The sequence below is a fragment of the Micromonospora sp. R311 genome (assembly GCF_056780015.1).
On sequence record NZ_JBSWCE010000046.1, the window covers coordinates 22,291 to 45,333 of the forward strand.

Consider the following 23,043-nt stretch of genomic DNA (forward strand, 5'->3'; position numbering starts at 1 on the left):
CGGTGCCTCCTCCCTCACGCCGTGGAGAGCTTGTAGCCGGCGCCGCGGACGGTGCGCACCAGCCGGGGATGGGCCGGGTCGTCCTCCACCTTGGCGCGCAGCCGCTGCACCGCCACGTCGACCAGCCGGCTGTCACCGAGGTAGCTGTGGTTCCACACCCGGTCCAGCAGCATCTCCCGGGTGAAGACCTGGCCCGGGCGGCGGGCCAGCTCCAGCAGCAGCCGGAACTCGGTGGCGGTCAGCGGCAGGTCCCGGCCGTCCTTGCGGGCGACGAAGCTGGCCGGGTCGATCTCCAGCCCGCCGACGGTGAACGTGCCCGGGGTGACCGGCGCGGTGGCCCGGCGCAGCACCGAGCGGACCCGGGCGACCAGCTCCGGCAGGTCGAACGGCTTGCGCAGGTAGTCGTCGGCGCCGGACTCCAGGCCGACCACCACGTCGATGGTGTCGGTGCGGGCGGTCAGCATGAGGACGGGCACCTGGCTGGTCCGCCGGATCTCCCGGCACACCTCGAAGCCGTCCAGGCCGGGCAGCATGACGTCGAGCACGATCAGGTCGACCGGCCGGGCCCGCCAGACCGCGAGCGCCTCCCGGCCGTCGACGGCGGTGCTGACCCGGAAACCGGCACGGCGCAGACCCAGGGCGGTGACCTCCCGGATGGAGGCATCGTCCTCGACCACCAGCACGTGGCCCTCCATCATCCGAGACTAGTCCCGCCACGACCCGCCGCCGACCTGCCGCAACGGACGATGTGGAGGGCCCGGCCGGCGCCGGGCCCTCCACCGCGCGGGTCGGTCACTGCTGCCACTGGTGGGCGACGTCGAGCACGATCCGGCTGTGCGTGCCGGGGCCGGCGAGCACGAACACCCGGAACGGCAGCCGGGCCCGCACCCCGACGGCGAAGGTGGTGTAGCCCTCGAAGCTGCCGCCGAAGACCACGTCCCGCAGGGTCCGGTAGCGCAGCACGTTCGCCGCGTGCTCGCCGACCCGGTACGGCACGGTGGCCCGCCGCTCGTCGTCGTACGCCGGGGCCTGGAGGGAGACCCGCAGCAGCTCGTCCCCGGCCGTGTACGGCGACAGCGCCAGCCCCTCGCCCTCGGTCCAGGTCTCGCCGTAGGTGACCGTGTAGCCGGTCACCGCCCCGTCGAACTCGAACACCACCCGGTCGAAGCAGTCGTGCCGGCCGGTGCGCACCTCGACCAGTGGCGCGGTGCTCAGCGTGCCGGCCGACTTCGTCCCGCTGCCCCAGGTGATCCCGCAGTACGGCGACCCGGTCGCCGCCGCGGTGGTGGTGGTCGCCGCGGTGCCGGTGCCCGCGCCGGCGACCAGCCCGGCGAGCACGACCACCAGCGCCGTGAGCGCACTCCTGATCCTCATCGTCGTCCCCCTCGAATCGTTGCCTCCGGACCACCTCGGTCGGCCTCGTCGCCGGTGGCCTCGCCGTCCACCGTCGAGCCGGTCCGGCACAGCGACTTCGCCGTGGCGTAACGCCGGGGTAACAGCTGGCGGGTCAGGACGCCGGGGCGGACTCCGGCGGCCGGCGCAGCGTCCGCAACGGTGCGCAGCAGACCGGCAGCCAGGTCAGGCCGTTGGCGATGGCGCCAACCACCAGCGAGGTGCGCACGTCGGCGTACTGGCCGAGCAGGCCGGCGACGACCGCGCCGACGGTGAGCGCCCCGGTGAGCAGGAAGCGGAAGGTGGCGTTCATCCGCCCGAGCAGCGCGTCCGGGGTGCTGCCCTGCCGCAGGCTCACGCCGATGACGTTGCCCACCCCGGTCCGCCAGGCCAGCGCGAGCCAGCCGAGCCCGGCCAGCCACAGCATCGGCCCGGTGTCGATCAGCGCGACGAGCAGGCCGAGCGGCGCGACGAGCAGGCCGGGCAGCCACAGGGCGCGACCCTGGCCGATCCGGTCGGCCAGCGGTCGGGCGGTCAGCGCGCCGAGCAACGCGCCGACCCCGCCCACGCCGAGGAACAGCCCGAGGGCGGCCGCACCCAGGCCCAGCTCGCGCAGGAACACCGCCGGGAGCATCGTGGTGGTCAGCTGCATGGTGAGGTTGATGCTCGCGGTCGAGACGGCGAGCGGGCGCAGCAGCGGGTTGCCGAACACGTGCCGGACGCCCGCGCCGAGCTGCCGGCCGAACCCGCCCGCCGCCCGGCGGGATGGCTCCCGCGGAACGCTGGCCGGGATCCGCCGGAGGATCGCCGCGGAGAGCGCGAAGGTGACCGCGTCCACCACGATCGCCACCGGCGCGGTGAGTGCCTGCACGACCAGCCCGCCGAGCCCCCGGCCGGCGATCTGCAGGGTCGCGCCGGTACTCATCAGCAACGAGTTCGCCGCGACCAGGCGGTCCCGGCCGACCAGCTCCGGCAGGTAGCTCTGCGCCGCGACGTCGGCGAAGACCGTGCCGACGCCGGTCAGCAGCACCACCAGGTAGAGCTGCTCGATGCTCAGCCAGCCGACCGACCACGCCGCCGGCACGGACGCCACCAGCGCGGCCCGGGTCACGTCCGCGGTGACCAGCACCGTGCGCCGGGGCAGCCGGTCGACCCAGACGCCGGCTGGCAGGCCGATCAGCAGGAACGCGGCGGTGCTCAGCGCGCCGAGCAGTCCCACCTGCCCGGGGCTGGCCGCCAGCAGGGAGACGGCGAGCACCGGAACGGCGAGTTGGCCGACGTGGAAACCGATGCCGTCGACGAGTGCGGCGGTGTAGAGCAACCGGAACGGGCGGGGCCAGCGGCGGTCGCGCTGCGCCGGCCCGGGAGCCGTGGAGACGGTGGTCATGCCGGTCACGGTGCCGGCCGCGCCGTCGAGGAGCGATAGATTTGGCGCTCGTCGAATCCACGGGGGTGCTGCCATGATGCTGGTCGGGCTGGGCGCGCGGGACCTGGCGCTGACCCGGTTCGCGGTGTCGCCGCTGTGGGAGGCGGTCGGCAGCGTACGCATCCTCAAACAACCGCACCTGTTTCCCGAGCACCTGCCCTGGGTCGAGCGGGTCCGCCCGCGCCTGGCCGGCGTGGACTGGCGGCTCCTCGCCGACCTCGTTCCGCTGCCGACGGTGGTCATCCCGACCTTCGTCTGCCCGCCGCCGGCCACCTCGCAGCCCACCCTCGACGTGGAACTGGCCACCCTCGCCGGCGCCGCTCCGGACGCCGTCCGGGCGAGCCTCGACGGCATGCCCGGGCCGCGCTCCCCGTGGCTGGCCGCCCTGTACGACGACCCGCCGGCCGGGCTCGCCCGGTTGGCCGAGGTGATCCGGGCGTACGCCGACGCGGTGCTGGCGCCGTACTGGCCGCGGATGCGGACCCTGCTGGAACGGGAGGTGCTGCTCGGCGCGCAGCGGATGGCCAGCGAGGGGATGGACGGCCTGCTCAACCACCTCGACCCGTACGTCCGGCTGGACGGCGACACCCTGCACGTCGACCACCTGGTCATCTCCGGCGCGGTGCGGCTCGACGGGCGGGGGCTGCTGCTGGTCCCGTCGGTCTTCTGCGGTCCCCGGGTCTGGTCCAACTTCGGCTCACCGGGGCAGCCGGTGCTGCGCTACCCGGCCCGCGCGGTGGCCACGCTCTGGGAGCGGGCCCCGGGTCCGCACGGTCGCGGGCTGGCCCGGGTGCTCGGCCGCACCCGGGCCGCGCTGCTGCACGAGTTGGCGGTGCCGACCTCCACCACCGAACTGGCCGACCGGTGCGGGCTGACCCCGGGTACGGTGTCGACGCACCTCGGTGCGCTGCGCGCGGCCGGTCTGGTGGGCGCGCACCGCGCCGGCCGCTTCGTGCTCTACGCCCGCACCACGGCGGGCGAGGCGCTGGTCGCCGCCGCGCCGTGACACCGGACGGAAGGGGAACCATGACCGGGCGTACGCCGAAGGTCTCCTGCGTGTTCGTCTGCCACGACGGCGCGGGGCGGCTGCTGCTGGCCCGGCGCGCCGCCGGGGCGCGCGACGAGCCGGGTACCTGGGACACCGGCGCGGGCGCGCTGGAGTTCGGCGAGACGTTCGAGGCGGCGGTCGCCCGGGAGGTCACCGAGGAGTACGCGACCACGCCCCGGGCGACCACCCTGCTCGGGGTCCGCAACGTGCTGCGCGCCGACCCGCCGTCGCACTGGGTGGCGGTGGTCTTCGCCGTCCGGGTCGACCCGGTGACGGTGGCGATCGGCGAGCCGCACAAGTTCGACCGGTTGGGCTGGTACACCCGGGACGCGCTGCCCGAGCCGCTGCACTCGCAACTGCCGGCGACCCTGGCGATGCTGCCCGATCCGCTGCCCTGACGCGCCGGGCCGGCTGGCCGGACGGTTCGGCGGTCGGTATGACGTTGCCGTTATGGGGGATATCGACGGCGACCGATCTAACATTCACGTACATCGATGCGGCGGCGCCGCCGCCGTGAACCTCAGGGGAGTACGTGATGTTCCGACGACAACTGCTGCGCGCGGCGGGAGCCGTGCTGACAGCCGTCCTGGCCGCGGCCGGGATGCAGGTGGCCACCGGCGCGACCGCGTCGGCCGCCGCCCGCACCGTGTACTACGACGCGAGCCGCGCCGGCGAGTTCCGCACCAACTTCGACCAGGCGGCGCAGATCTGGAACAGCCGGGTCAGCAACGTCCAACTGGTCGCCCGCACCCCCGGCAACGTCACCATCTACGTCGACAGCGGCTGGCCGCGGGCGCAGGTCACCAGCCTGGGCAACGGCCGGATCTGGATGGGCTGGACGGCGGTCAACCAGGGCTACGACCGCACCCGCATCGCCAGCCACGAGCTGGGTCACATCCTCGGCCTGCCCGACCGGCGCACCGGCCTCTGCTCCGACCTGATGTCCGGCAGCAGCGCCCCGGTCTCCTGCCGCAACGCCTACCCCAGCTCAGCCGAGGCCAGCCGGGTCAACCAGCTCTTCGCCGGCGGCCTCGCCGCGGCCACCGTCGCGGGGACGTACACCTGGACCGAGGCCGCCGACGGCGACGTGACGCCGCTGGTGGTCGGCGGCCGCCCGGCCACCGAGAACTACCCGTGGATGGTCTACGTCTCCGGCTGCACCGGCACCCTGATCAAGGCGAACTGGGCGGTCACCGCCCGGCACTGCCCGACCCCCTCCTCGGTGCGGGTGGGCAGCATCTACCGCACCAGCGGCGGGACCCTGGTCGGGGTGACCCGGGCGGTCAACCACCCCACGATCGACGTCAAGCTGCTGCAACTGGCCAACTCGGTCAGCTACGCCCCGGCGCCCATCCCGACCACCTCCGGCGCGGTCGGCACGGCGACCCGGATCATCGGCTGGGGCCAGACCTGCCCGACCCGCGGCTGCGGTGGCGCCCCGACGGTGGCGCACGAGCTGGACACCTCGATCGTGTCGGACAGCCGCTGCATCGGCATCAACGGCCCGTACGAGATCTGCACGAACAACACCAACGGCAACTCCGGCGCCTGCTACGGCGACTCCGGCGGGCCGCAGGTGCGCCGGATCAACGGGGTGTGGAACCTGATCGGCGCGACCAGCCGGTCCGGCAACAACAACTCGGTCTGCGCCACCGGTCCGTCCATCTACGGCGACCTGCCGTCCATCCGGTCGTGGATCAACACCCAGGTCGGCGGCCTGCCGTCCTGATCCGCCCGCCGGTCACGGGGGACGCCGTCGCGGCGTCCCCCGTGGACCGTGCCCGGAGGGCGGACGCCGTAGGGCGTCACGCGGCCGACACGGGGTGTGCGGTACGGTGCTCACATATCGACCCCTTCCGAGGTGATCCATGCCTGCCGTGGCCGCACTCGCCCTGACCCTGGCGTTGGCGCCCGCGCCGACGCCCGCACCGTCGTCGTCGGGTTCCGGCGGGCTGGTCGGAGGGCTTCTCGGCGGAGTTGGGCGGGCCGTCGGTGACCTCCTGGGCGGCGGCGACGGCACCCCCACGCCGAGCGCCCCGCCCACCCCGAGCGCTCCCGGCCCGTCGGCCTCGGCTCCCGCTCCAGCCGCTCCAGCCGGTCCGTCGTCGTCGGCCGCCGCCGGGACCTCGACCTCCGCCGGGCCCGGTGCGCCGGTCGTCGGACGTGCCGGCGAGGGGTCGGGCCGGCGCCAGGAGGGCGCGGTGCCGGCGCCGGACGGGCGCAGCGCCGTCGTCGACACCCCGTCATCGCTGACCGCTCCGGCCGCACCCGGGGACGACGACCGGCTCCAGTGGATGGTGTTCGGCATGGGCATCGGCGCCCTGGCGGTGTCCGGGGCGCTGCTGTTGCGCCGCCGCCGGCCGGAGGTCGCGCCCGCCGCCCCCGCCGCCCCGGCCGCCCCGGCGCCGGCCGTCGCGCCCGGTCCGGTCGACGACAACGTGACCCGGCTGCCGACCAATTTGAACGCCATCTACGAGTTGGGCCGGCTCGACGAGCGGCTCGCCCAGGAACGCAACCGCGGCTCCTGACCCTCCGGGCCGTCGGCTGGCCCGGGCGGCTGCCAGCCGGCCACCGTTGCCGGCACCGGGGCCGAAGCTCGGGCACCGGCCACGTCTGGCGGCCGTCCGGGCGTCCGGTCCCGGATGTCCGGCGCTCCCGGAACCGATGCCGCCACGACCGTCGTGACCGGATCCCCTCTGCCGGTGGGTTCGTCTCGAGGGTGATGACTCAGCGGCATCTTGATGACTCTCCGGTATCGCGCTCCGGCGGACGTGACCGCCTGGGCCGCGACACGCCGGGCGCGACGCGCTGACGACCCGCAGGTGCCAGCACGTGCGCGCGGCACCGCACCGCACCGCGCCGCACCGCACCGCGCCGCACCGCACCGCGCCGCGCGGTGGCGGGTGTCCGCGTGACATCCGTACCGCCTGGCCGGCGCGGATCCGGGTTGGAAACGTTTTCGTAACGAGCCCTTGACCTTGGCGGCGCGGGTGGCGCAAACTCCCGGAAACGTTTACAGCAATCAGGTGGAGGTGGCGGTCGTGGGTCGTAAACGTTTACAGGCGTCGACCGACGGCCGGCCCACCGTGCACACCGTGGCCGCCCGCGCCGGTGTCTCCATCGCCTCCGCCTCCCGGGTGCTCAACGGCGTCGGCGGCAGCCCGGAGACCATCCGCAAGGTCCGCGCCGCGGCGGCCGAGGTCGGCTACGTGCCCAACGCCATCGCCCGCTCCCTGCAGTCCCAGCGCACCGGCCTGGTCGCGCTCGCGGTCGAGGACATCGGCAACCCGGTGTACGTGGCGATGATGCGCGCGATCGAAGCGGTGGTCGCCGCGTCCGGCCGGCAGTTGCTGGTGCACGCCACCGGCGGGCGGATCGACAACGAGACTACCCTGCTGCGGCGGCTGGCCAACCGCTATGTCGACGGCATGATCCTCTCGCCGATCCGGGTCACCGACGACCACCTCGCCGCCATGGTGGACAGCCCGGTGCCGGTGGTGGTGGTTGGTCAGCTCGGCGCCGACGCCCCGGTGGACAATGTGCGTACCGACTCGCGGCGCGGCGTCGCGCTGGCGGTGGAGCATCTGCTCGCCGCCGGTCGGCGCCGGATCGGTTTCGTCAACGGCCCGCTGGACACCGTCCCCGGCGCCGCCCGGGACGCCGGCTTCCGGGCCGCCCTGGCCGAGCACGGCATCGGCCTCGACGAGCGTCTGGTCGAGGTCGGCGACTTCCAGTACGCGGCCGGCCGCGCCGCCGCCGAGCGGCTGCTCGCGCGGGCCCGCCCGGACGCGCTGGTCTGCGCCAACGACCTGATCGCGGTCGGCGCGCTGCACGCGCTGCTGGCCGCCGGGCACCGGGTGCCGGAGGACGTGGCCGTGGTCGGCATGGACGACACCGAGCTGGCCCAGATGATGTTCCCGCAGCTGTCCAGCGTCTCCCTCGGCTCGGCCGAGCGCGGTCGCCGCGCTGCCGAGCTGCTGCTGACCCGGATCGCCGACCCGGCGCTGCCGCCCCGGCGCGAGCAGGTGCCGCCCAGCCTCGCCGTGCGTGCCTCCAGCCGGGCCGGGGTGCCGAATCCCCGCCCGTCCACCGGAGAGGTGCCAGCTGTGCCCGCGAGGAGTGAGTCCGCGAGCCCCGCGGCCGCGAGCGAGGAGGTGATCCCGTGACCACGCTGGCCGAGCGGCCGGACGTCGAACGGGCCGGAAAGCCCGGCCGGGGCATCCGCTCCCGCTCCGACCGGACCATGATCTACCTGCTGCTGCTCCCGTCGCTGCTGCCGATCCTGGTGCTGTCGGTCTTCCCGCTGCTGCGCGGCATGTACCTGGGCTTCACCGACGCGAGGGCCGGGCGCAACGTCGAGGTCAGCTTCACCGGGCTGGCGAACTACCGGGAGCTGCTCGGCGACGAGCTGTTCTGGAACTCGTTCAAGATCGGTCTGCTCTGGGCGTTCGGGGTGACCGTGCTGCAGTTCGTGCTCGCCCTCGGCCTGGCGCTGCTGCTGAACCAGCAGCTGCGCTTCCGGGGCGTGGCGCGGGTGCTGGCCGTGGTGCCCTGGGCGATGCCCCCGGTGGTGGTCGGCATCCTCTGGAAGCTGGTCTACCACCCGGACGCCGGGCTGCTGAACGAGTTCTTCCACCGGGTGGGCGCGGACGGGCTGCGGACCAACTGGCTCGGCGACTTCAGCACCGCCCTGCCCGCGGTGATCCTCGTGGGCGTCTGGGCGGGCATGCCGCAGACCACCGTGGTCCTGCTGGCCGGCCTGCAGGGCGTGGCCCGCGAGCTGCACGAGGCGGCCGCGGTGGACGGGGCCAGCGCCTGGCACCGGTTCCGGCACGTCACGCTGCCCGCGCTGGCGCCGGTGATCGTGGCGATCACCTCGCTGGACTTCATCTGGAACTTCAACTCGTTCGGGCTGGTCTACGTGCTCACCGCGGGCGGACCGGGCGGCAAGACCATGCTGCCGATGCTCTTCGCCTACGAGGAGGCGTTCCGCTACGGCAACTACGGCTACGCCGCCGCGCTCGGCAACGTGATGGTCGTGATCATCGTGGCGCTGCTCGCCGTCTACCTGCGTCGCCGGCTGAGGGAGGCGAACTGACATGATCGGACGGCCGAGCCGTACCGGGCGGACGCTGCAGTACCTGGCGCTGACCGGCTACCTGATCTTCCTCGGGTTCCCGCTGGTCTGGCTGGTCTCGACGGCCTTTAAGCCGCCGCGGGAACTGGTGCAGCTGCACCCGACGCTGATCCCGGGCAACCCGACGGTGCAGAACTTCGTGCAGGCCTTCACCGAGCAGGAGCTGGGCCGGGCGGCCCTGAACAGTCTCCAGGTCTCGCTCGCCTCGGCCGTGCTCACCGTCCTGGTCGCGCTGCCCGCGTCGTACGCCCTGGCCCGGTTCCGCTCCAAGCTCGGCACCGCGGCCCTGGGCTGGGTGCTGCTCTCCCAGCTCTTCCCGTTCGTGCTGCTGATCATCCCGATCTTCCTGGTGCTGCGGCAGGTCGGGCTGGCCAACACGCACGCCGGGCTGGTGCTGATCTACGTGGTCTGGGCGCTGCCGTTCGCGCTGTGGATGCTGCAGGGCTTCGTCCGCAACATCCCGCGCGAGCTGGAGGAGGCCGCCAGCGTGGACGGCGCCAGCCGGGTCCAGGTGCTGCGCCGGGTGGTCTTCCCGCTGCTCGCCCCCGGCGTGGTCGCCACCGCGCTGTTCTCGTTCATCTCCGCCTGGAACGAGTTCTTCTTCGCCCTGGTGCTGATCAAGACCCCGGAGCTGGCCACCCTGCCGGTGGCGCTGGCCCGGTTCGTCGGCATCGAGGGCACTGCCCGGCTGGGCCCGCTGGCCGCCGGTTCACTGCTGGCCACCCTGCCCAGCCTGGTCTTCTTCGCGTTCATGCAACGCCGGCTCTCGTCCGGGTCGCTCGCCGGCGCGGTCAAGGGCTGACCCCCACCCACCACCGAGGAGGTATCCCCCATGCTCCCCAGAAGATTCCGTCGACTCGCCGCGACCGCCGCGGTCGCGGTCGTCGGCCTCGGCGCGCTCGCCGCGTGCGGCGACGGCGGCGACGACGAGGCCACGTCCGGCCCGGTGAAGCTGCGCTTCCTCAGCCTCGCCTGGCAGAAGGAGTCGCTGCAGGCCAACAAGGACCTGGTCGCCAAGTGGAACGCCGAGCACCCGGACATCCAGGTCGAGTACGTCCAGGGTGACTGGAACTCGGTGCACGACCAGCTGCTCACCTCCTTCGAGGGCGGCGACGCGCCGGACATCGTGCACTACGAGGCGTCCGCGATCGGCGAGTTCAGCAAGCAGGGCTACCTGGCCGACCTGTCCAACCTCATCTCCGGCGACCTGAAGGGCCAGATCGACCAAGGCATCTGGGACACCGTCACCTACGACGGCAAGGTCACCGGCGTGCCGTTCCTGCTGGAGTCGCAGGTCGTCATCGCCAACAAGAAGCTGCTCGACGCGGCCGGCGTCGCGGTGCCCCCGGCCGACGGCGGCTGGACCTGGGACGAGTTCCAGGCCAACGCGCAGAAGCTGACCAAGCCCGGCCAGTACGGCGTGGCGTGGGCGCTGAAGTCGCCGACCAACCGGGTGCTGAACCTGGCGCTCAACTTCGACGGGAAGTTCTTCTACACCGACGGCGGCAGGACCGAGGTCAAGGTCGGCGACGCGGAAAAGGAGGTCCCGAAGCGGATCCACGACATGATCTACACGACGAAGTCGGCGTCCCCCGAGGCGCTCGGGATGAGCGGCGCCGACACCCTGCCCGGCTTCTTCGGCGGCAAGTACGCCATGCTGCCCGGCTCGGTGTCGCTGCGCCAGCAGATGGTCGAGCAGGCCCCGGCCGGCTTCGAGTGGGTGACCCTGCCGCCGGTCAAGGGACTGTCCAGCAAGCAGGCGGCGAACCCGCAGACGCTGTCCATCGCCGAGGACTCGAAGAGCAAGAAGCAGGCCGCGCAGTTCCTGGAGTATTTCCTCAACCCGGCCAACATGGCCGCGCTGGCCAAGGGTGACTGGCTGGTCCCCACCGGCAAGCAGGCCAACCAGGAGCTGGTCAAGCTGACCGGCGGCAAGCAGGGCTGGGACGTCGCCGCGGACAGCGCGGCCGACCTGACCGTCGCGCCGTTCCAGATGGCCGACGGCTACCCGGAGTGGAAGACCAAGTACGCCACGCCGGCCCTGCAGCAGTACTTCGCCAACAAGATCACCCTGGATCAGCTCGGCACGCAGCTGGTCGACGGTGGCAAGCAGGTTCTGAGGTAACGATGTCACTCTTGCTCGACAAGTCGGTCGGATGTCTGGTCGGCGCCGCCGTGGGCGATGCCCTCGGCGGGGCCACCGAGACGGCACTTCCGGAGCAGATCCGCACCCGCTTCGGCGGCTGGGTCGAGGGCATCGTGCCCCCGTTCCACGCCGACTGGGCAACCGCGCGGCCACTCGCGCCGTACCACAAGGGCGACGGGCACATCACCGACGACACGTTGATGACCCACGCGCTGGTGCGGGCGTACGCGGCCAAGCGGGACCACCTCGACGCGTACGACGTGGTGGAACTGCTCGTCCCCGACCTGATCGAGCGGGTGGTGTACATCCCCGACCTGGAGCGCGAGGGGGTGACCTTCCACCGGCTCGCGGCCGCCGAGCGGTGGCTGGTCACCCGCCTGCACCACGCGCACGCCGACCCCCGCGAGGCGGGCGTGGGCAACATCGTCAACTGCGGCGCGGCCATGTACATGGCCCCGGTCGGCATCGTCAACGCGGGCGACCCGGCCGGGGCGTACGCCGAGGCGGTGGAGATCGCCGGGGCGCACCAGCACAGCTACGGGCGGGAGGCCGCGGCGGTCTTCGCCGCCGCGGTCGCCGCCGCCGCGGCCCCCGGGGCGGGCGTCGAGGACGTCGTCGCCGCCGCGCTCGACGTGGCCCGCGACGGCACCCGGGCGGCCATCGACGCGGTGGTCAAGGAGGCCCGGGGGTACGACGACTGGCGGGTCGCCATCGCGCCGTTGCGCGCCGCGGTGGCCCCCTACGACACGGTCGGCGAGGAGTACCGCAACCCCGGTCTCGGGGCCCGCCGGCCCAGCCGGCTGCACGCCATCGAGGAGCTGCCGGTGGCGCTCGGCATGCTGGTGGTGGCCGGCGGCGACTACCGGCGGGCGGTGCTCGGCGCGGTCAACTACGGCCGGGACGCCGACTCCACCGCCACCATGGCCGGCGCGATCGCCGGCGCGCTGGGCGGCGCGGCGGCGGTCCCCGCCGAGTGGTCGACGGCGGTCGGCACCGCCTCGCGTACCGACCTGGTCGAGCCGGCGCGGGTGCTCGCCGCGGTGGCCACCGAGGTGTTCGACCGCGACCGGGCGCGGTTCGCCCGCCGGGCCGAGCGCTTCGGCGGGCTGGCGCGGACGGAGGAGCGGGCCGGGGAGGCGGCGGGGGAGTCGGCCCGGTGAGGATCACCTGGGTGCAGCCCGAGGACGTGTTGCCGCACGAGATCGCGGCCAGCCGGGACGAGGGGCGGGACGTGACGGCGATCGCCGAGCGGTGGGTCGCCGCGGGCGGGGATCCCACCCCGCCGGTGAGCGGCGCCTCGGCGAGCCCGGCCCCGCCGCGGCTGCGGGCGCTCGCCACCGAACTGCTGGACGCCGCCGACGCGCTGCCGCCGGCCGGCTCGGCGGACGAGCCGGAGGAGCTCGCCGACGTGCGGGCCGGCTGGCCGGCGACCTGGTCGCTGCCGGCCGGACCGGCGGCGTACGACCGGCTGCACGGCGCCTGGCTGGGCCGGGCGGTGGGCTGCCTGCTCGGCAAACCGGTGGAGAAGATCCCCCGCCACGGGATCCGGGAGATCCTCACCGCGACCGGCCGGTGGCCGCTGCGGGACTGGTTCACCGCGCGGGGCCTGCCCGCGGAGGTGGGCGCCCGTTGGCCGTGGAACCGGCGCAGCGCGCCGACCAGCCTCGCCGAGAACATCGACGGCATGCCCGAGGACGACGACCTGAACTTCGCGCTGCTGGCGCTGCGCGTGCTGGAGACCCACGGCCGGGACTTCACCAGCGCCGACGTGGCCCAGGCGTGGCTGGACTGGCTGCCCGGCGGGCGGGTCTTCACCGCCGAGCGGGTGGCCTACCGCAACCTGCTGCTCGGGCTGGCCCCGCCGCAGTCGGCGCGGCGGCACAACCCGTTCCGGGAGTGGATCGGCGCGCAGATCCGCACCGACGTCTACGGCTGGGTCAACCCGGGCCGCCCCGACCGGGCCGCCGAGCTGGCCTGGCGCGACGCCACCGTCAGCCACGTCCGTGGCGGCGTGTACGGGGCGATCTGGGTGGCCGCCATGGCGGCCACCGCGACGGTCGCCGGGAACGTCGACGAGGTGCTCGACGCCGGCGAGGCGGTGCTGCCGCCGCGCAGCCGGTTCGCCGCGGCGGTGCGCGAGGCGCGGGCGCTGGGCGCCGGCACCGACGACTGGGAGACCGTGCTCGACGAGCTGTACGCCCGGCACGGCCACCTGCACTGGGTGCACGTACGCAACAACGCCGCCCTGGTCGCGGCCGCGCTGGCGTACGGGCGGGGGGACCTGGAGCGATCGATCTGCGCGGTGGTCAGCGGGGGCTGGGACACCGATTCCACCGGCGCCACCGTCGGCGCGGTGACCGGGGCGCTGACCGGCGCGTCCGGCCTGCCCGGCCGCTGGGTCGACCCGCTGCGCGGGCGGCTGGCCAGCAGCATCGCCGGCTTCGACGGGATCGGCTTCGCGGAGCTGGCCACCCGTACCGCCGCGCTGGCCGACCCGGCCGTGACCCCGGGAGGCGCCCGATGACCGCCCAGGTGGTCGTGGTGGGCAGCGCCAACCTGGACCTGGTGGTCACCGCGCCCCAGCTGCCGCGTCCCGGCGAGACGGTGCTCGGCGACGACTTCCGCACCGTGCCCGGCGGCAAGGGGGCCAACCAGGCGGTCGCCGCCGCCCGGGCCGGCGCCGCGTGCGCGTTCGTCGGCGCGGTGGGCGACGACGAGTTCGGTCGGCAGCTGCGGGCGAACCTGGTGGACGCCGGCGTGGCGGTGACCGGCTTGCGCGCGGTGCCGGGCGCGTCCGGGGTGGCGTTGATCGCCGTCGACTGGTCGGCGGAGAACTTCATCGTCGTCGCCCCCGGCGCCAACGCCGCGCTGACCGAGCTGGACGCCGCCGACCGGGCCGCCATCGGCGCGGCGGACGTGCTGCTGCTCCAGCTGGAGGTGCCGCTGCCGACCGTGGTCACCGCCGCCGGCCTGGCCCGCGCCGGGGGCACCACGGTGGTGCTCAACGCCGCGCCCGCCGCGCCGCTGCCGGCGGAGCTGCTCGACCTGGTCGACGTGCTGGTGGTCAACGAGCACGAGGCGGCGGTGGTCGCCGGCGTCTTCGCCGAGGACCCGCCCGTGCTGCTGGACGCCCTGCTGGAGCTGGTGCCGCGGGTGGTACTGACGCTCGGCGCGCGGGGCGCCGCGTACGCCGACCGGCGCGGCCTGCGCCTGGAGATCCCGCCGCCGCGGATCGAGGCGGTGGACACCACCGCGGCCGGTGACGCGTTCACCGCGGCGCTGGCGGTCGGGTGGGCCGAGCGCGGCGGCGCGCTCGACGCCGACACGGTCACCGCGATCCTGCGCTGGGCGTGCGCCGCGGGCGCGGCCTGCGCCCAGCGTCCCGGCGCGTCGACCGCGCTGCCCGAGCGGGCCGCCATCGAGGCCCTGTACACCGCGACATACCGGGGGACGCCGTGAGCGTGAGGAGTGAGCCGGTGTTGCGAGCCCCGCAATCGCGAACCGAGGTGACGCCGTGAGCGTGAGGAGTGAGCCGGTGTTGCGAGCCCCGCAATCGCGAACCGAGGTGACGCCGTGAGTTTCAACCCGTACGTGCCGCGCCCGATCGACCGGCCCACCGAGGTGCCGCTCGGTGGGCACGCCGACCTGGCCGCGCTGGACGAGGCGAAGATCTTCGCGGCACCGGACGACCCGGCGCGCTGGCCGGCCTGGCGCGACCAGCTCACCCGCTGGCGCGCCGACGCGCGGGCACGGCTGGGCTACACCGGGGCGCACTACGACGAGATCCCGCTCGACTGCTTCAGCGTCTGCCTGGCCTGGCTCTGGGACGAGACGCTCTACGACCACGAGCGCGGGGTCTTCACCGTCGACGCGTTCCTCGACGCGGCCGGCCGGGACTTCGGCGGCTTCGACGGCGTGGTGCTCTGGCACGCGTACCCGGTGATCGGGCTGGACGACCGCAACCAGTTCGACTGGTACCGGGACGTGCCCGAGCTGCCCGAGGTGGTGCGCGCCTTCCAGGCCCGCGGGGTCCGGGTGTTCGTCGACTACAACCCGTGGGACACCGGCACCCGGCGGGAGACCGGCACCGACGCCGAGGAGGTCGCGGCGCTGGCCGGCAAGCTCGGCGTCGACGGCGTCTTCCTGGACACCCTCAAGGAGGGCGCGGACGAGCTGCGCCGCGAGCTGGACGCCGTCCGGCCCGGCATGGTGCTGGAGGGGGAGAGCCGGGTGCCGCTGGCCCGGATCGCCGACCACGCGATGTCCTGGGCGCAGTGGTTCGCCGACTCCGAGGTGCCCGGCGTGCTGCGGGCCAAGTGGTTCGAGCGGCGGCACGTGCTGCACCACACCCGCCGGTGGCACCGCGACCACCTCGACGAGCTGCACTCCGCCTGGCTCAACGGGGTCGGGGTGCTGGTCTGGGAGAGCGTCTTCGGGGTCTGGGTCGGCTGGAACGCCCGCGACCGGGCGGTGCTGCGGGCGATGCGCCGGGTGCAGGCCAGCCACGCCGCGTGGTTGCGCGCCGAGGACTGGGTCCCGCTCGCCGACCACCCCGGCACCGGCCAGGTGTACGCGTCCCGCTGGACGCACGATGGCGAACCACTGTGGACGGTGGTGAACCGCGGCGACGACCACGACGGACCCTGGCTGGTCACCGAGGCGCGCGCCGGCCGGCGCTTCGTCGACCTGGTCACCGGCGCCGAGCTGACCGCCACGCCGGCCCCGGACGGCCGGGTGGCCGTGGGCGGCCGGCTGCCCGCCGGCGCGATCGCCGCGGTGGTCGCCACCGACGCCGTCGTGCCGGCGCACCCCGCCCCGACCGGCGACCCGTCCTTCCCGGCCCGCGCCGCGGTGCGGGCCCGCGTTCCGTGGGCGCCGCGCGCCGAGGTGCCCGCCGGCATGGTCGCCGTCGACGGCGGCCGGCGCGAGCTGCTGGTGCGGCACCGGGTGCGGGAGACCGGGCTGTACGGGGAGACGCCGTACGTCGACGAGTGGAAGCCGCTGCCGCCGCGGCTGCACCACACCGGCACCCTGCGCCGCAGCGTGGCACTGGGCCGGTTCGCCATCGCCACCCACGAGGTCACCCACGGCCAGTACGCCGATTTCCTGCGCGCCACCGGCTACCGGCCGGTGCGGCCGGAGCGGTTCACCGCCGGGCAGGGGCCGGCCGACGCCCCGGTCACCGGGGTCGAGCTGGCCGACGCCCGGGCGTACGCGGCGTGGGCCGGGCTGCGGCTGCCCACCGAGGACGAGTGGCAGGTGGCCGCCGAGGCGGGGCTGCTGGCCCGCCGGGAGCCGCTGGTGTGGAACCTGACCGAGAGCGAGCACTCCGACGGGCGGACCCGGTTCGTCATCGTCAAGGGCGGGGCCGCATACCGGGCGGAGGGCTCGGACTGGTACGTCGACGGCGGCCCGCAGCCGCCGGACGTGTCGGTGAAGCTGCTGCTGACCGGCGCCGGGCTGACCCGCTCCGACCAGGTCGGCTTCCGCTGCGCCGCCGACCTCCCGACCGGACAGGAGCAGAGCTGATGAGCAGACGCTGGCGGATCGGCGGCGGCGTCGCCGCCGTACTCCTCGCGCTCGGGCTGGCCGGCGCGGCGCCGGCCGCCGCGGAGCGGCTCCGCGCGGGCACGCTGACCACCGCCTCGGCGCCCTCGCCGGCGCTGGGCGGCGACATCGACTACACCGTCTACCTGCCGTACGGCTACGACGCGTCCGGCGCCACCCGCTACCCGGTGCTGTACCTGCTGCACGGCCGGGGCGACACCATGGCGGCGTGGACCCGGGTCAAGGCCGACCTGGACCGGCTGATCGCCGACGGCGAGGTGCCGCCGGTGGTCGCCGTGCTGCCCGACGCGCCGTGGAGCAGCCGCGGCAGCTGGTACGTCGACTCCGGGTACACCGGCGCGGACGACCCGGGCCGGCCGGTGGAGACCGCGCTCACCCGGGACCTGGTCGCGCACGTCGACGCCACCTACCGCACCGCGGCCCACCGGGGCGCCCGGCTGGTCGGCGGCTACTCGATGGGCGGCGCCGGCGCGCTGCGCTACGCGCTGGCCCACCAGGACCTCTTCGCCAACGCGCTGGTGCTCAGCCCGGCGGTGTACCGTCCGCTGCCGCCGGCCGACTCCTCGGCGCGCGAGTTCGGCGCCTTCGGCTCCGGCGAGCAGCGCTTCTCCGACGAGGTCTACCAGCGGTCGAACTACCCGGCGCTGCTGCCCGGCCTGGCGGCCGAGTCGCCGGTGCGGATGTACATCGCGGTCGGCGACGACGAGTGGGCCAACCCGGACCCGGCGGACGCGGTGCACGACCTGGACTACGAGGCGGCGACCCTCTACAACACCGTGCGTCGTACCGACGGGGTGGCCGCCGAGTTCCGCGTGCTCGACGGGGGGCACGACTGGGCCGACTGGCGACCGGCCTTCGTGGACGGTCTGCGGCGGCTGGCTCCCACGCTGAGCGTCACCCCGCCGGCCGGGCTGCCCGGGCCGGCGTACGGCAGCGCGGGCACCGACTGGGCCGGCGGCGTCGCCGGGCACCCGGACGGCGCCACCACCATCGGGTACGCGGCCTCCGGGCCGGTGGCCGGCCAGCCGTACGCGGGCGGGCTGGACGCCGTCGTCAGCCGCCTCGACACGGCCGGCGCGCGGTGGACGACCCAGTTCGGCAGCCCGGCCAACGACCGGCTCCACGGGGTGGTGCCGCTCGCCGACGGCGGCGTGGTCGCCGCCGGCTACACCCGGGGCGACCTCGACGGCCGCCACCCCGGCAGCCCCGCCGACGACGGGTTCGTGACCCGGCTGACCGCGGCCGGGCAGCGGTCCTGGCTGACCCAGGCGGGTGACCCGGCCAAGGCGGACCGGTTCTACGCCGTCGCGGCCGCCCCGGACGGCGGCGCCTACGTCGCCGGCTACACCAGCGGCTCGTTCGACGGGACGGCTCCGGCCGGGGACAAGGACGCGGTGCTGGCTCGGATCGCCCCGGACGGGTCGGTCGCCTGGAGCCGGCAGTTCGGCGGCGCCGGCGAGGACAAGGCGTACGCGGTGGCCGTCGACGCCGACGGCGTGTACGTCGCCGGCGGCACCTCGGCCGGCCTGCCCGGCGCCACCCCGCTCGGCGGCACCGACGGGTGGCTGGCGCGCTTCGACCCGGCCGGCAACCGCGGCTGGACGACCTCGGTCGGCGAGGCGGGTGACGACCTGCTCGGCGGGCTCGCGGTCAGCTCCACCGGCACGGTGGTGGCCACCGGTTCGGTCGGTGGCGAGGCCACCGCCGGTGGTTCCGACGTGCTGACCGTGGCCTACACCGCGGCCGGCCAACAGCGCTGGCGGACGGTGACCGGCGGCCGGGGCGCCGACGGTGGCGCCGAGGTGGTGGCCCTGCCCGGCGGGGCGGTGGCCGTGGTCGGCTTCACCGGCAGCAGCCTGGGGGTGCCGGTCGGCGGCGCGGACGTGCTGACCCTGCGGCTGGACTCCCGCGGCCGCCAACTCGGCGCGGCCCAGTACGGCACCGCCCGCGACGACGCCGCGGACGCCTTCGGTGAGGAGAACGTCTACGCCGCCCTCGGCGCCGACGGGCGGCTGCTGGTCAGCGGGCGCACCGCCGGGACGCTGCCGGGCGGGGCGCTCGGCAACGGGGACGTCTTCCTCGCCACCATCGATCCGACGAAGGGAACGCCGTGACCGCCGCAGCCGAACCGGGCCGGCCCGGCCCGCTCGACGGGGTGAAGGTGGTGGACCTGGCCACCCTCTTTGCCGGGCCGCTCGCCGCGGCGTTCCTCGGCGACTTCGGCGCCGACGTGGTCAAGGTGGAGCACCCGGCGAAGCCCGACCCGTCGCGCGGGCACGGCCCGGCGAAGGACGGCGTCGGGCTGTGGTGGAAGGTGCTCGGGCGCAACAAGCGCACGGTCACCCTCAACCTCGGCGACCCGCGCGGCGCCGAACTGCTGGGCCGGCTGGTCGCCGACGCCGACGTGCTGGTGGAGAACTTCCGCCCCGGCACCCTGGAGCGGTGGGGCCTCGGCCCGGCCGAGCTGCACGCGGTCAACCCCCGGCTGGTGATCGCCCGGATCAGCGGCTTCGGCCAGGTCGGGCCTTACGCCCGGCGGCCCGGGTTCGGCACCCTGGCCGAGGCGATGAGCGGGTTCGCCGCCGCCACCGGCGAACCGGACGGCCCGCCGACCCTGCCGCCGTTCGGGCTGGCCGACTCGGTGACCGCGCTGGCCGCCGCGTACGCGGTCATGCTGGCGTTGCGCGGCCGGGAGCTCACCGGCGCCGGGCAGGTGGTCGACCTGGCCATCATCGAGCCGATCATGGCGATGCTCGGCCCGCAGATCACCTGGTACGACCAGCTCGGCTACGTCCAGCCCCGGCTGGGCAACCGGTCCAACAACAACGCCCCGCGCAACACGTACCGCTGCGCCGACGGGCGCTGGGTCGCGGTCTCCACCAGCGCGCAGAGCATCGCCGAGCGGGTGCTGCGCCTGGTCGGCCGTCCCGAGCTGGTCGACGAGCCGTGGTTCGCCACCGGCAGCGGCCGGGCCGCGCACGCCGACGAGCTGGACGCGGCGGTGAGCGCCTGGGTGGCCGAGCGCGACCGGGACGAGGTGGTGGCCGCGTTCGAGGCGGCCGAAGCGGCGGTGGCCCCGGTCTACGACGTGCGGGACATCCTCGCCGACCCGCAGTACGCGGCGCTGGGCACCGTGCGCACCGTGCCCGACGAGGAGCTGGGCGAGGTGCGGATGCAGAACGTGCCGTTCCGGCTCTCCGGCACGCCGGGGGAGATCCGGCACGCCGGGCGCCGGCACGGGCAGGACACCGACGCGGTGCTGCGGGCCCTCGGTGTGGACGACGCAGAGCTCGCCCGGCTGCGCGCGCAGGGGGTGATCTGATGCTGCTCACCTGGCTCTACGTACCGGGCGACCGGCCGGACCGGTTCGCCAAGGCGGTCGCCTCGGGCGCCGACGCGGTGATCCTCGACCTGGAGGACGCCGTGGCCGCCGGCCGCAAGGCGTACGCCCGGGCGGCGGTGGCGGAGTTCCTGGCGCAGCCGCACCCGGTGCCGGTGCAGGTCCGGGTCAACGAGCTGACCGGTCCGGACCTCGCCGCCGACCTGGCCGCCGTCGCGGGGCGGCCGGGGCTGGCCGGGTTGCGGCTGCCCAAGGTGGAGTCACCCGCGACGGTGACCGCGCTCGCGGCCCGGGTCGAGGTGCCGCTGCACCCGCTGGTCGAGTCGGCGCTCGGCGTCGAGTCCGCGTACGCCATCGCCCAGGCCCATCCCGCGGTGGCCTCGATCGGGCTCGGCGAGGCCGATCTCCGCTCCGACCTGGGCGTCACCGACGAGGACGGGTTGACCTGGCCCCGTGGCCGGATCGTGGTGGCGGCCCGTGCGGCCGGTCTGCCGCCACCGGCGATGTCGGTGTACCCGCACGTGGCCGACCCCGACGGTCTGGCCGCCTCCTGCGCCGCCGGCCGGCGGCTGGGCTTCCTCGGCCGGGCGGCCATCCACCCGCGCCAGCTCCCGGTGATCGCCGAGGCGTTCCGGCCGGGGGAGCGGGAGGTGGCCCGGGCGGAGGAACTGCTCGCCGCGGTGGCCGAGGCGCAGGCCCGGGAGTCCGGGACCGTGGTGCTGCCGGACGGTCGGTTCGCCGACCGGGCGATGGTGGCGGCGGCCCGCCGCACGGTCGACCTGGCCGCCCGGTACGCCGCCTGAGCCCGGCCCGTCGGCCCCGGCGGCGATCTCGACCTGCCTCCGGGGCCCGCCAGGCTCCGGCTGGTCAAGCCCGGCGCCCGCCCGGCTCGCCGGCCCGGCCCAGGCCCCGGACCGGAGGAACCTGTCCCGGCCCCTTTGCTCTGCTTCAACCAACGCAGCGGTTGGCCACCCGGTTCGTTGCGTCGGTTGAAGCAGAGCAAAGGACGTGCGGGGTCGTCGTCCGGGCCGCCGCTACCGCGCCGTGCCGGCTCGGGACGCCTGGGCGAGCCGGTCGAGGCGAGCGAGCTCCGCACGGCTCTCCCGGGTGATCGCGGCGGCGTGTGCGGTGGTCGCCGGGTGGGTGCCGGCATGTTGCTCCGCGGCGGCGAGCCGGACCGCCTGTGCCAGGTGCGCGCGCAGGTGCCGGGCGAGCAGCCGGTGCAGGGGCACGCCGGTGGCCGCCCGGAGCGCCGCGAGTTCGTCGGCGGTGACCATGCCCGGCATGTCGTGGCCCTCGTGCGGGTTCGTCGCGGGCGCGCCGGAGCCGGCCAGCAGCCGGCGGGACCGGGCGAGGTCGGTGCGGTGGGCGGCCGCGACCCGGGCGGCGAGCCGTCGCCAGGTCGGGTCGGTGGTCCGGGCCGGCACCAGGTCGAGCACCGGTAGCAGCCGTTCGGTCATCGCCACGTGCAGCTGGAGCCAGGCGACGTCGGTCGGGTTGAAGGCGCCCGCTTCGCCGATCGGGGACGGGGCCCCACCGGCGGGTACGGCGCCGCCCGGCGGCGCGGTGTCGGGGGCGGGTCCGGCGCCGCCGGCGCAGCCCGCGCCGAGCAGCGCCGCGGCGAGCAGGACGAACGGCACGGCCACCCGGGTGCGCATCCGGCCTCCCTTCCCCGGGCAGCGGACCCGTGCCGCCGGGCCCGCTGCCACCAGGGGCGAATCGCGTGCGGTCAGAGCGGCCGGCCGTCGGCCCCGCACTTGATCACCGGACGGATGCAGTCCCGGACCCGGCGGGCCATCTCCTCCACCGGCCACGCGTTGAAGAAGTCGCCGTGCATGGTGTAGCCCGGTCCGGAGGCGAGCCGGAACCGCGACGGGTCACCGCTGACCGGGTACCGCAGCACCTGGCGCAGCTTCGGCACCGGCACCGGGTGGCTCGCCGGGCAGGCCTGGTTCACCGGGTACGCCATGTGGCTCTTGTGGTCGGGGGAGTCCAGGTCGCGACCGTTCCAGCACTGCGGGAAGTCCAGGTACGACTCCAGCATCGTGCCGGCCGGGCAGGTGACGAAGTCCTTCGACGGTGGTACGTGCCCGGCGTGCAGGCAGGACCAGCGGGCGATGCTGTCGTTCGGGCCGGTGGCCCGGGCGTTGCCGGCGACGATCCGCAGCCCCTGCGGGATCGGCTCGGTGCGGGCGACGATGTCGCTCCGGACGCCTTCGCCGAGGTAGTAGAACGTGACGATGGTCGGCTCGACCGGCACGTTGTCGCGGTACAGCGTCGGGACCCAGTACGACGAGACGTCCACCCGCGGGTTGCAGGTGGTGGTCGAGTTCAGCAGGTCGGCCAGGTCGGTGTGGGCGTTGGTCACCGTGCTGCCGAAGAAGCTGTGCATGTGCGAGGCGCCGGGCAGCCCGGGGAAGATGATCGGGTCGTCGGGCAGCCGGTGGCTGTACGGGCAGTCGGCGGGGAACTCCGCCACCCGGATGACGTACGGAGCGGGTGCGGCGTCGGCCCGCGCGGCGGTGAGCACGGCGTACGTGCCGAGGAGCGCCAGCAGGGCGCCGACCGCTGTCGCGAGGCGCAACCGGCGGCGGGTACCGGAGAGGGGTGCGGCCCTGTCCATCTCGTGACTCCTGTCGGGGGTACGGGTCAGGGACCCTTGCCGGTGCCGCCGCCGAAAAAGGCATCGGAGATCCCTGGCGGGACTGGTGGTGGTGTGCTGTGCCCGGGCGGGTGAGAGAGCGCTCTCTCGTCAGCGTCACCCGGGGGTCGACAATTGTCAATACGTGCTTCGCTGGGTGGAAGAACGGCTCCGCCCCTCACTCCGCCCGGAGACGGTGAAGGGCCGGCCCCCCGGGGTGGGGGTCGGCCCTTCACGGTGTGTTCTGGTGGTGGGTCAGGCGGTGTAGCCGCGGGTGGCGATCCAGTCGGCCAGGTTGTCCACGCTCATCCGGTAGGAGGCGGTGTCCGGGTTGGCCGAGTCGGC

20 protein-coding genes and 1 pseudogene are annotated in these 23,043 nt (G+C 74.9%); 15 read left to right on the plus strand and 6 right to left on the minus strand.

All coding sequences use genetic code 11. The features are described from left to right. Nucleotides 1–14 precede the first annotated feature (14 nt). The 3 genes from AC1WTP_RS29965 to AC1WTP_RS29975 all read right to left on the minus strand — a co-directional run bounded on the left by AC1WTP_RS29965 (nt 15) and on the right by AC1WTP_RS29975 (nt 2,779). Nucleotides 15–695 (minus strand): response regulator, encoded by a 681-nt coding sequence (locus tag AC1WTP_RS29965; RefSeq protein ID WP_481652599.1) that lies wholly within the window; start codon nt 693–695, stop codon nt 15–17. Between the two features lie 97 nt (nt 696–792). After that, entirely contained in the window at nt 793–1,374 is a 582-nt protein-coding gene (locus tag AC1WTP_RS29970) for an AMIN-like domain-containing (lipo)protein (protein ID WP_481652600.1), read from the minus strand. Nucleotides 1,375–1,507: 133 nt separating this feature from the next. Next, nucleotides 1,508–2,779 (minus strand): MFS transporter, encoded by a 1,272-nt coding sequence (locus tag AC1WTP_RS29975; RefSeq protein ID WP_481652601.1) that lies wholly within the window; start codon nt 2,777–2,779, stop codon nt 1,508–1,510. Between the two features lie 73 nt (nt 2,780–2,852). Here AC1WTP_RS29975 and AC1WTP_RS29980 point away from each other — a divergent pair, with 73 nt between their 5' ends. From AC1WTP_RS29980 to AC1WTP_RS30050, 15 genes are all read left to right on the plus strand, one after another. Further along, the gene (locus AC1WTP_RS29980; RefSeq protein WP_481652602.1) at nt 2,853–3,824 is read left to right on the plus strand and encodes an ArsR/SmtB family transcription factor; all 972 of its coding nucleotides are present in this window, start codon (nt 2,853–2,855) and stop codon (nt 3,822–3,824) included. A gap of 20 nt (nt 3,825–3,844) precedes the next feature. Then, a complete protein-coding gene (locus AC1WTP_RS29985; RefSeq protein WP_481652603.1) occupies nt 3,845–4,264 on the plus strand; it encodes an NUDIX domain-containing protein in 420 nt (139 codons plus the stop codon). Nucleotides 4,265–4,467: 203 nt separating this feature from the next. Beyond that, nucleotides 4,468–5,595, plus strand: coding sequence for a snapalysin family zinc-dependent metalloprotease (locus tag AC1WTP_RS29990; protein WP_481652618.1), 1,128 nt, complete (start codon nt 4,468–4,470; stop codon nt 5,593–5,595). A gap of 472 nt (nt 5,596–6,067) precedes the next feature. Next, nucleotides 6,068–6,394 carry a hypothetical protein gene (locus AC1WTP_RS29995; protein ID WP_481652604.1) on the plus strand — a complete coding sequence of 109 codons (327 nt, stop codon included), beginning with the start codon at nt 6,068–6,070 and terminating at the stop codon, nt 6,392–6,394. A 513-nt stretch (nt 6,395–6,907) separates the two neighbouring features. Further along, on the plus strand, nt 6,908–8,032 hold the full coding sequence (locus AC1WTP_RS30000; RefSeq protein WP_481652605.1) for a LacI family DNA-binding transcriptional regulator: 1,125 nt from the start codon (nt 6,908–6,910) through the stop codon (nt 8,030–8,032). Beyond that, entirely contained in the window at nt 8,029–8,964 is a 936-nt protein-coding gene (locus AC1WTP_RS30005; RefSeq protein WP_481652606.1) for a carbohydrate ABC transporter permease, read from the plus strand. Before AC1WTP_RS30000 ends, AC1WTP_RS30005 begins: the two co-directional genes overlap by 4 nt. 1 nt (nt 8,965) lies before the next feature. After that, nucleotides 8,966–9,805, plus strand: a complete 840-nt coding sequence (locus tag AC1WTP_RS30010) for a carbohydrate ABC transporter permease (protein ID WP_447139731.1) — start codon at nt 8,966–8,968, stop codon at nt 9,803–9,805. 30 nt (nt 9,806–9,835) lie between these two features. Beyond that, the gene (locus tag AC1WTP_RS30015; RefSeq protein ID WP_481652607.1) at nt 9,836–11,128 is read left to right on the plus strand and encodes an ABC transporter substrate-binding protein; all 1,293 of its coding nucleotides are present in this window, start codon (nt 9,836–9,838) and stop codon (nt 11,126–11,128) included. 2 nt (nt 11,129–11,130) lie between these two features. After that, nucleotides 11,131–12,309 (plus strand): ADP-ribosylglycohydrolase family protein, encoded by a 1,179-nt coding sequence (locus tag AC1WTP_RS30020; protein WP_481652608.1) that lies wholly within the window; start codon nt 11,131–11,133, stop codon nt 12,307–12,309. After that, nucleotides 12,306–13,673, plus strand: coding sequence for an ADP-ribosylglycohydrolase family protein (locus AC1WTP_RS30025; protein ID WP_481652609.1), 1,368 nt, complete (start codon nt 12,306–12,308; stop codon nt 13,671–13,673). Before AC1WTP_RS30020 ends, AC1WTP_RS30025 begins: the two co-directional genes overlap by 4 nt. Then, a complete protein-coding gene (locus AC1WTP_RS30030) occupies nt 13,670–14,608 on the plus strand; it encodes a ribokinase (RefSeq protein ID WP_481652610.1) in 939 nt (312 codons plus the stop codon). Before AC1WTP_RS30025 ends, AC1WTP_RS30030 begins: the two co-directional genes overlap by 4 nt. Nucleotides 14,609–14,722: 114 nt before the next feature. Beyond that, nucleotides 14,723–16,678 carry an SUMF1/EgtB/PvdO family nonheme iron enzyme gene (locus tag AC1WTP_RS30035; protein WP_481652611.1) on the plus strand — a complete coding sequence of 652 codons (1,956 nt, stop codon included), beginning with the start codon at nt 14,723–14,725 and terminating at the stop codon, nt 16,676–16,678. Further along, nucleotides 16,678–18,831, plus strand: a complete 2,154-nt coding sequence (locus AC1WTP_RS30040; protein ID WP_481652612.1) for an alpha/beta hydrolase-fold protein — start codon at nt 16,678–16,680, stop codon at nt 18,829–18,831. Before AC1WTP_RS30035 ends, AC1WTP_RS30040 begins: the two co-directional genes overlap by 1 nt. Further along, the gene (locus AC1WTP_RS30045; protein WP_481652613.1) at nt 18,828–20,039 is read left to right on the plus strand and encodes a CaiB/BaiF CoA transferase family protein; all 1,212 of its coding nucleotides are present in this window, start codon (nt 18,828–18,830) and stop codon (nt 20,037–20,039) included. Before AC1WTP_RS30040 ends, AC1WTP_RS30045 begins: the two co-directional genes overlap by 4 nt. Beyond that, nucleotides 20,039–20,860, plus strand: a complete 822-nt coding sequence (locus AC1WTP_RS30050) for an HpcH/HpaI aldolase/citrate lyase family protein (protein ID WP_481652614.1) — start codon at nt 20,039–20,041, stop codon at nt 20,858–20,860. Before AC1WTP_RS30045 ends, AC1WTP_RS30050 begins: the two co-directional genes overlap by 1 nt. A 231-nt stretch (nt 20,861–21,091) precedes the next feature. Here AC1WTP_RS30050 and AC1WTP_RS30055 read toward each other — a convergent pair whose 3' ends face one another. The 3 genes and pseudogenes from AC1WTP_RS30055 to AC1WTP_RS30065 form a co-directional block, all read right to left on the minus strand. Beyond that, entirely contained in the window at nt 21,092–21,715 is a 624-nt protein-coding gene (locus AC1WTP_RS30055) for a DUF305 domain-containing protein (protein ID WP_481652615.1), read from the minus strand. A 71-nt stretch (nt 21,716–21,786) separates the two neighbouring features. Next, nucleotides 21,787–22,680 carry a DUF1996 domain-containing protein gene (locus tag AC1WTP_RS30060; RefSeq protein ID WP_481652616.1) on the minus strand — a complete coding sequence of 298 codons (894 nt, stop codon included), beginning with the start codon at nt 22,678–22,680 and terminating at the stop codon, nt 21,787–21,789. 273 nt (nt 22,681–22,953) lie between these two features. After that, nucleotides 22,954–23,043 (minus strand): annotated as a pseudogene (locus tag AC1WTP_RS30065) (C39 family peptidase); the annotation flags it as partial.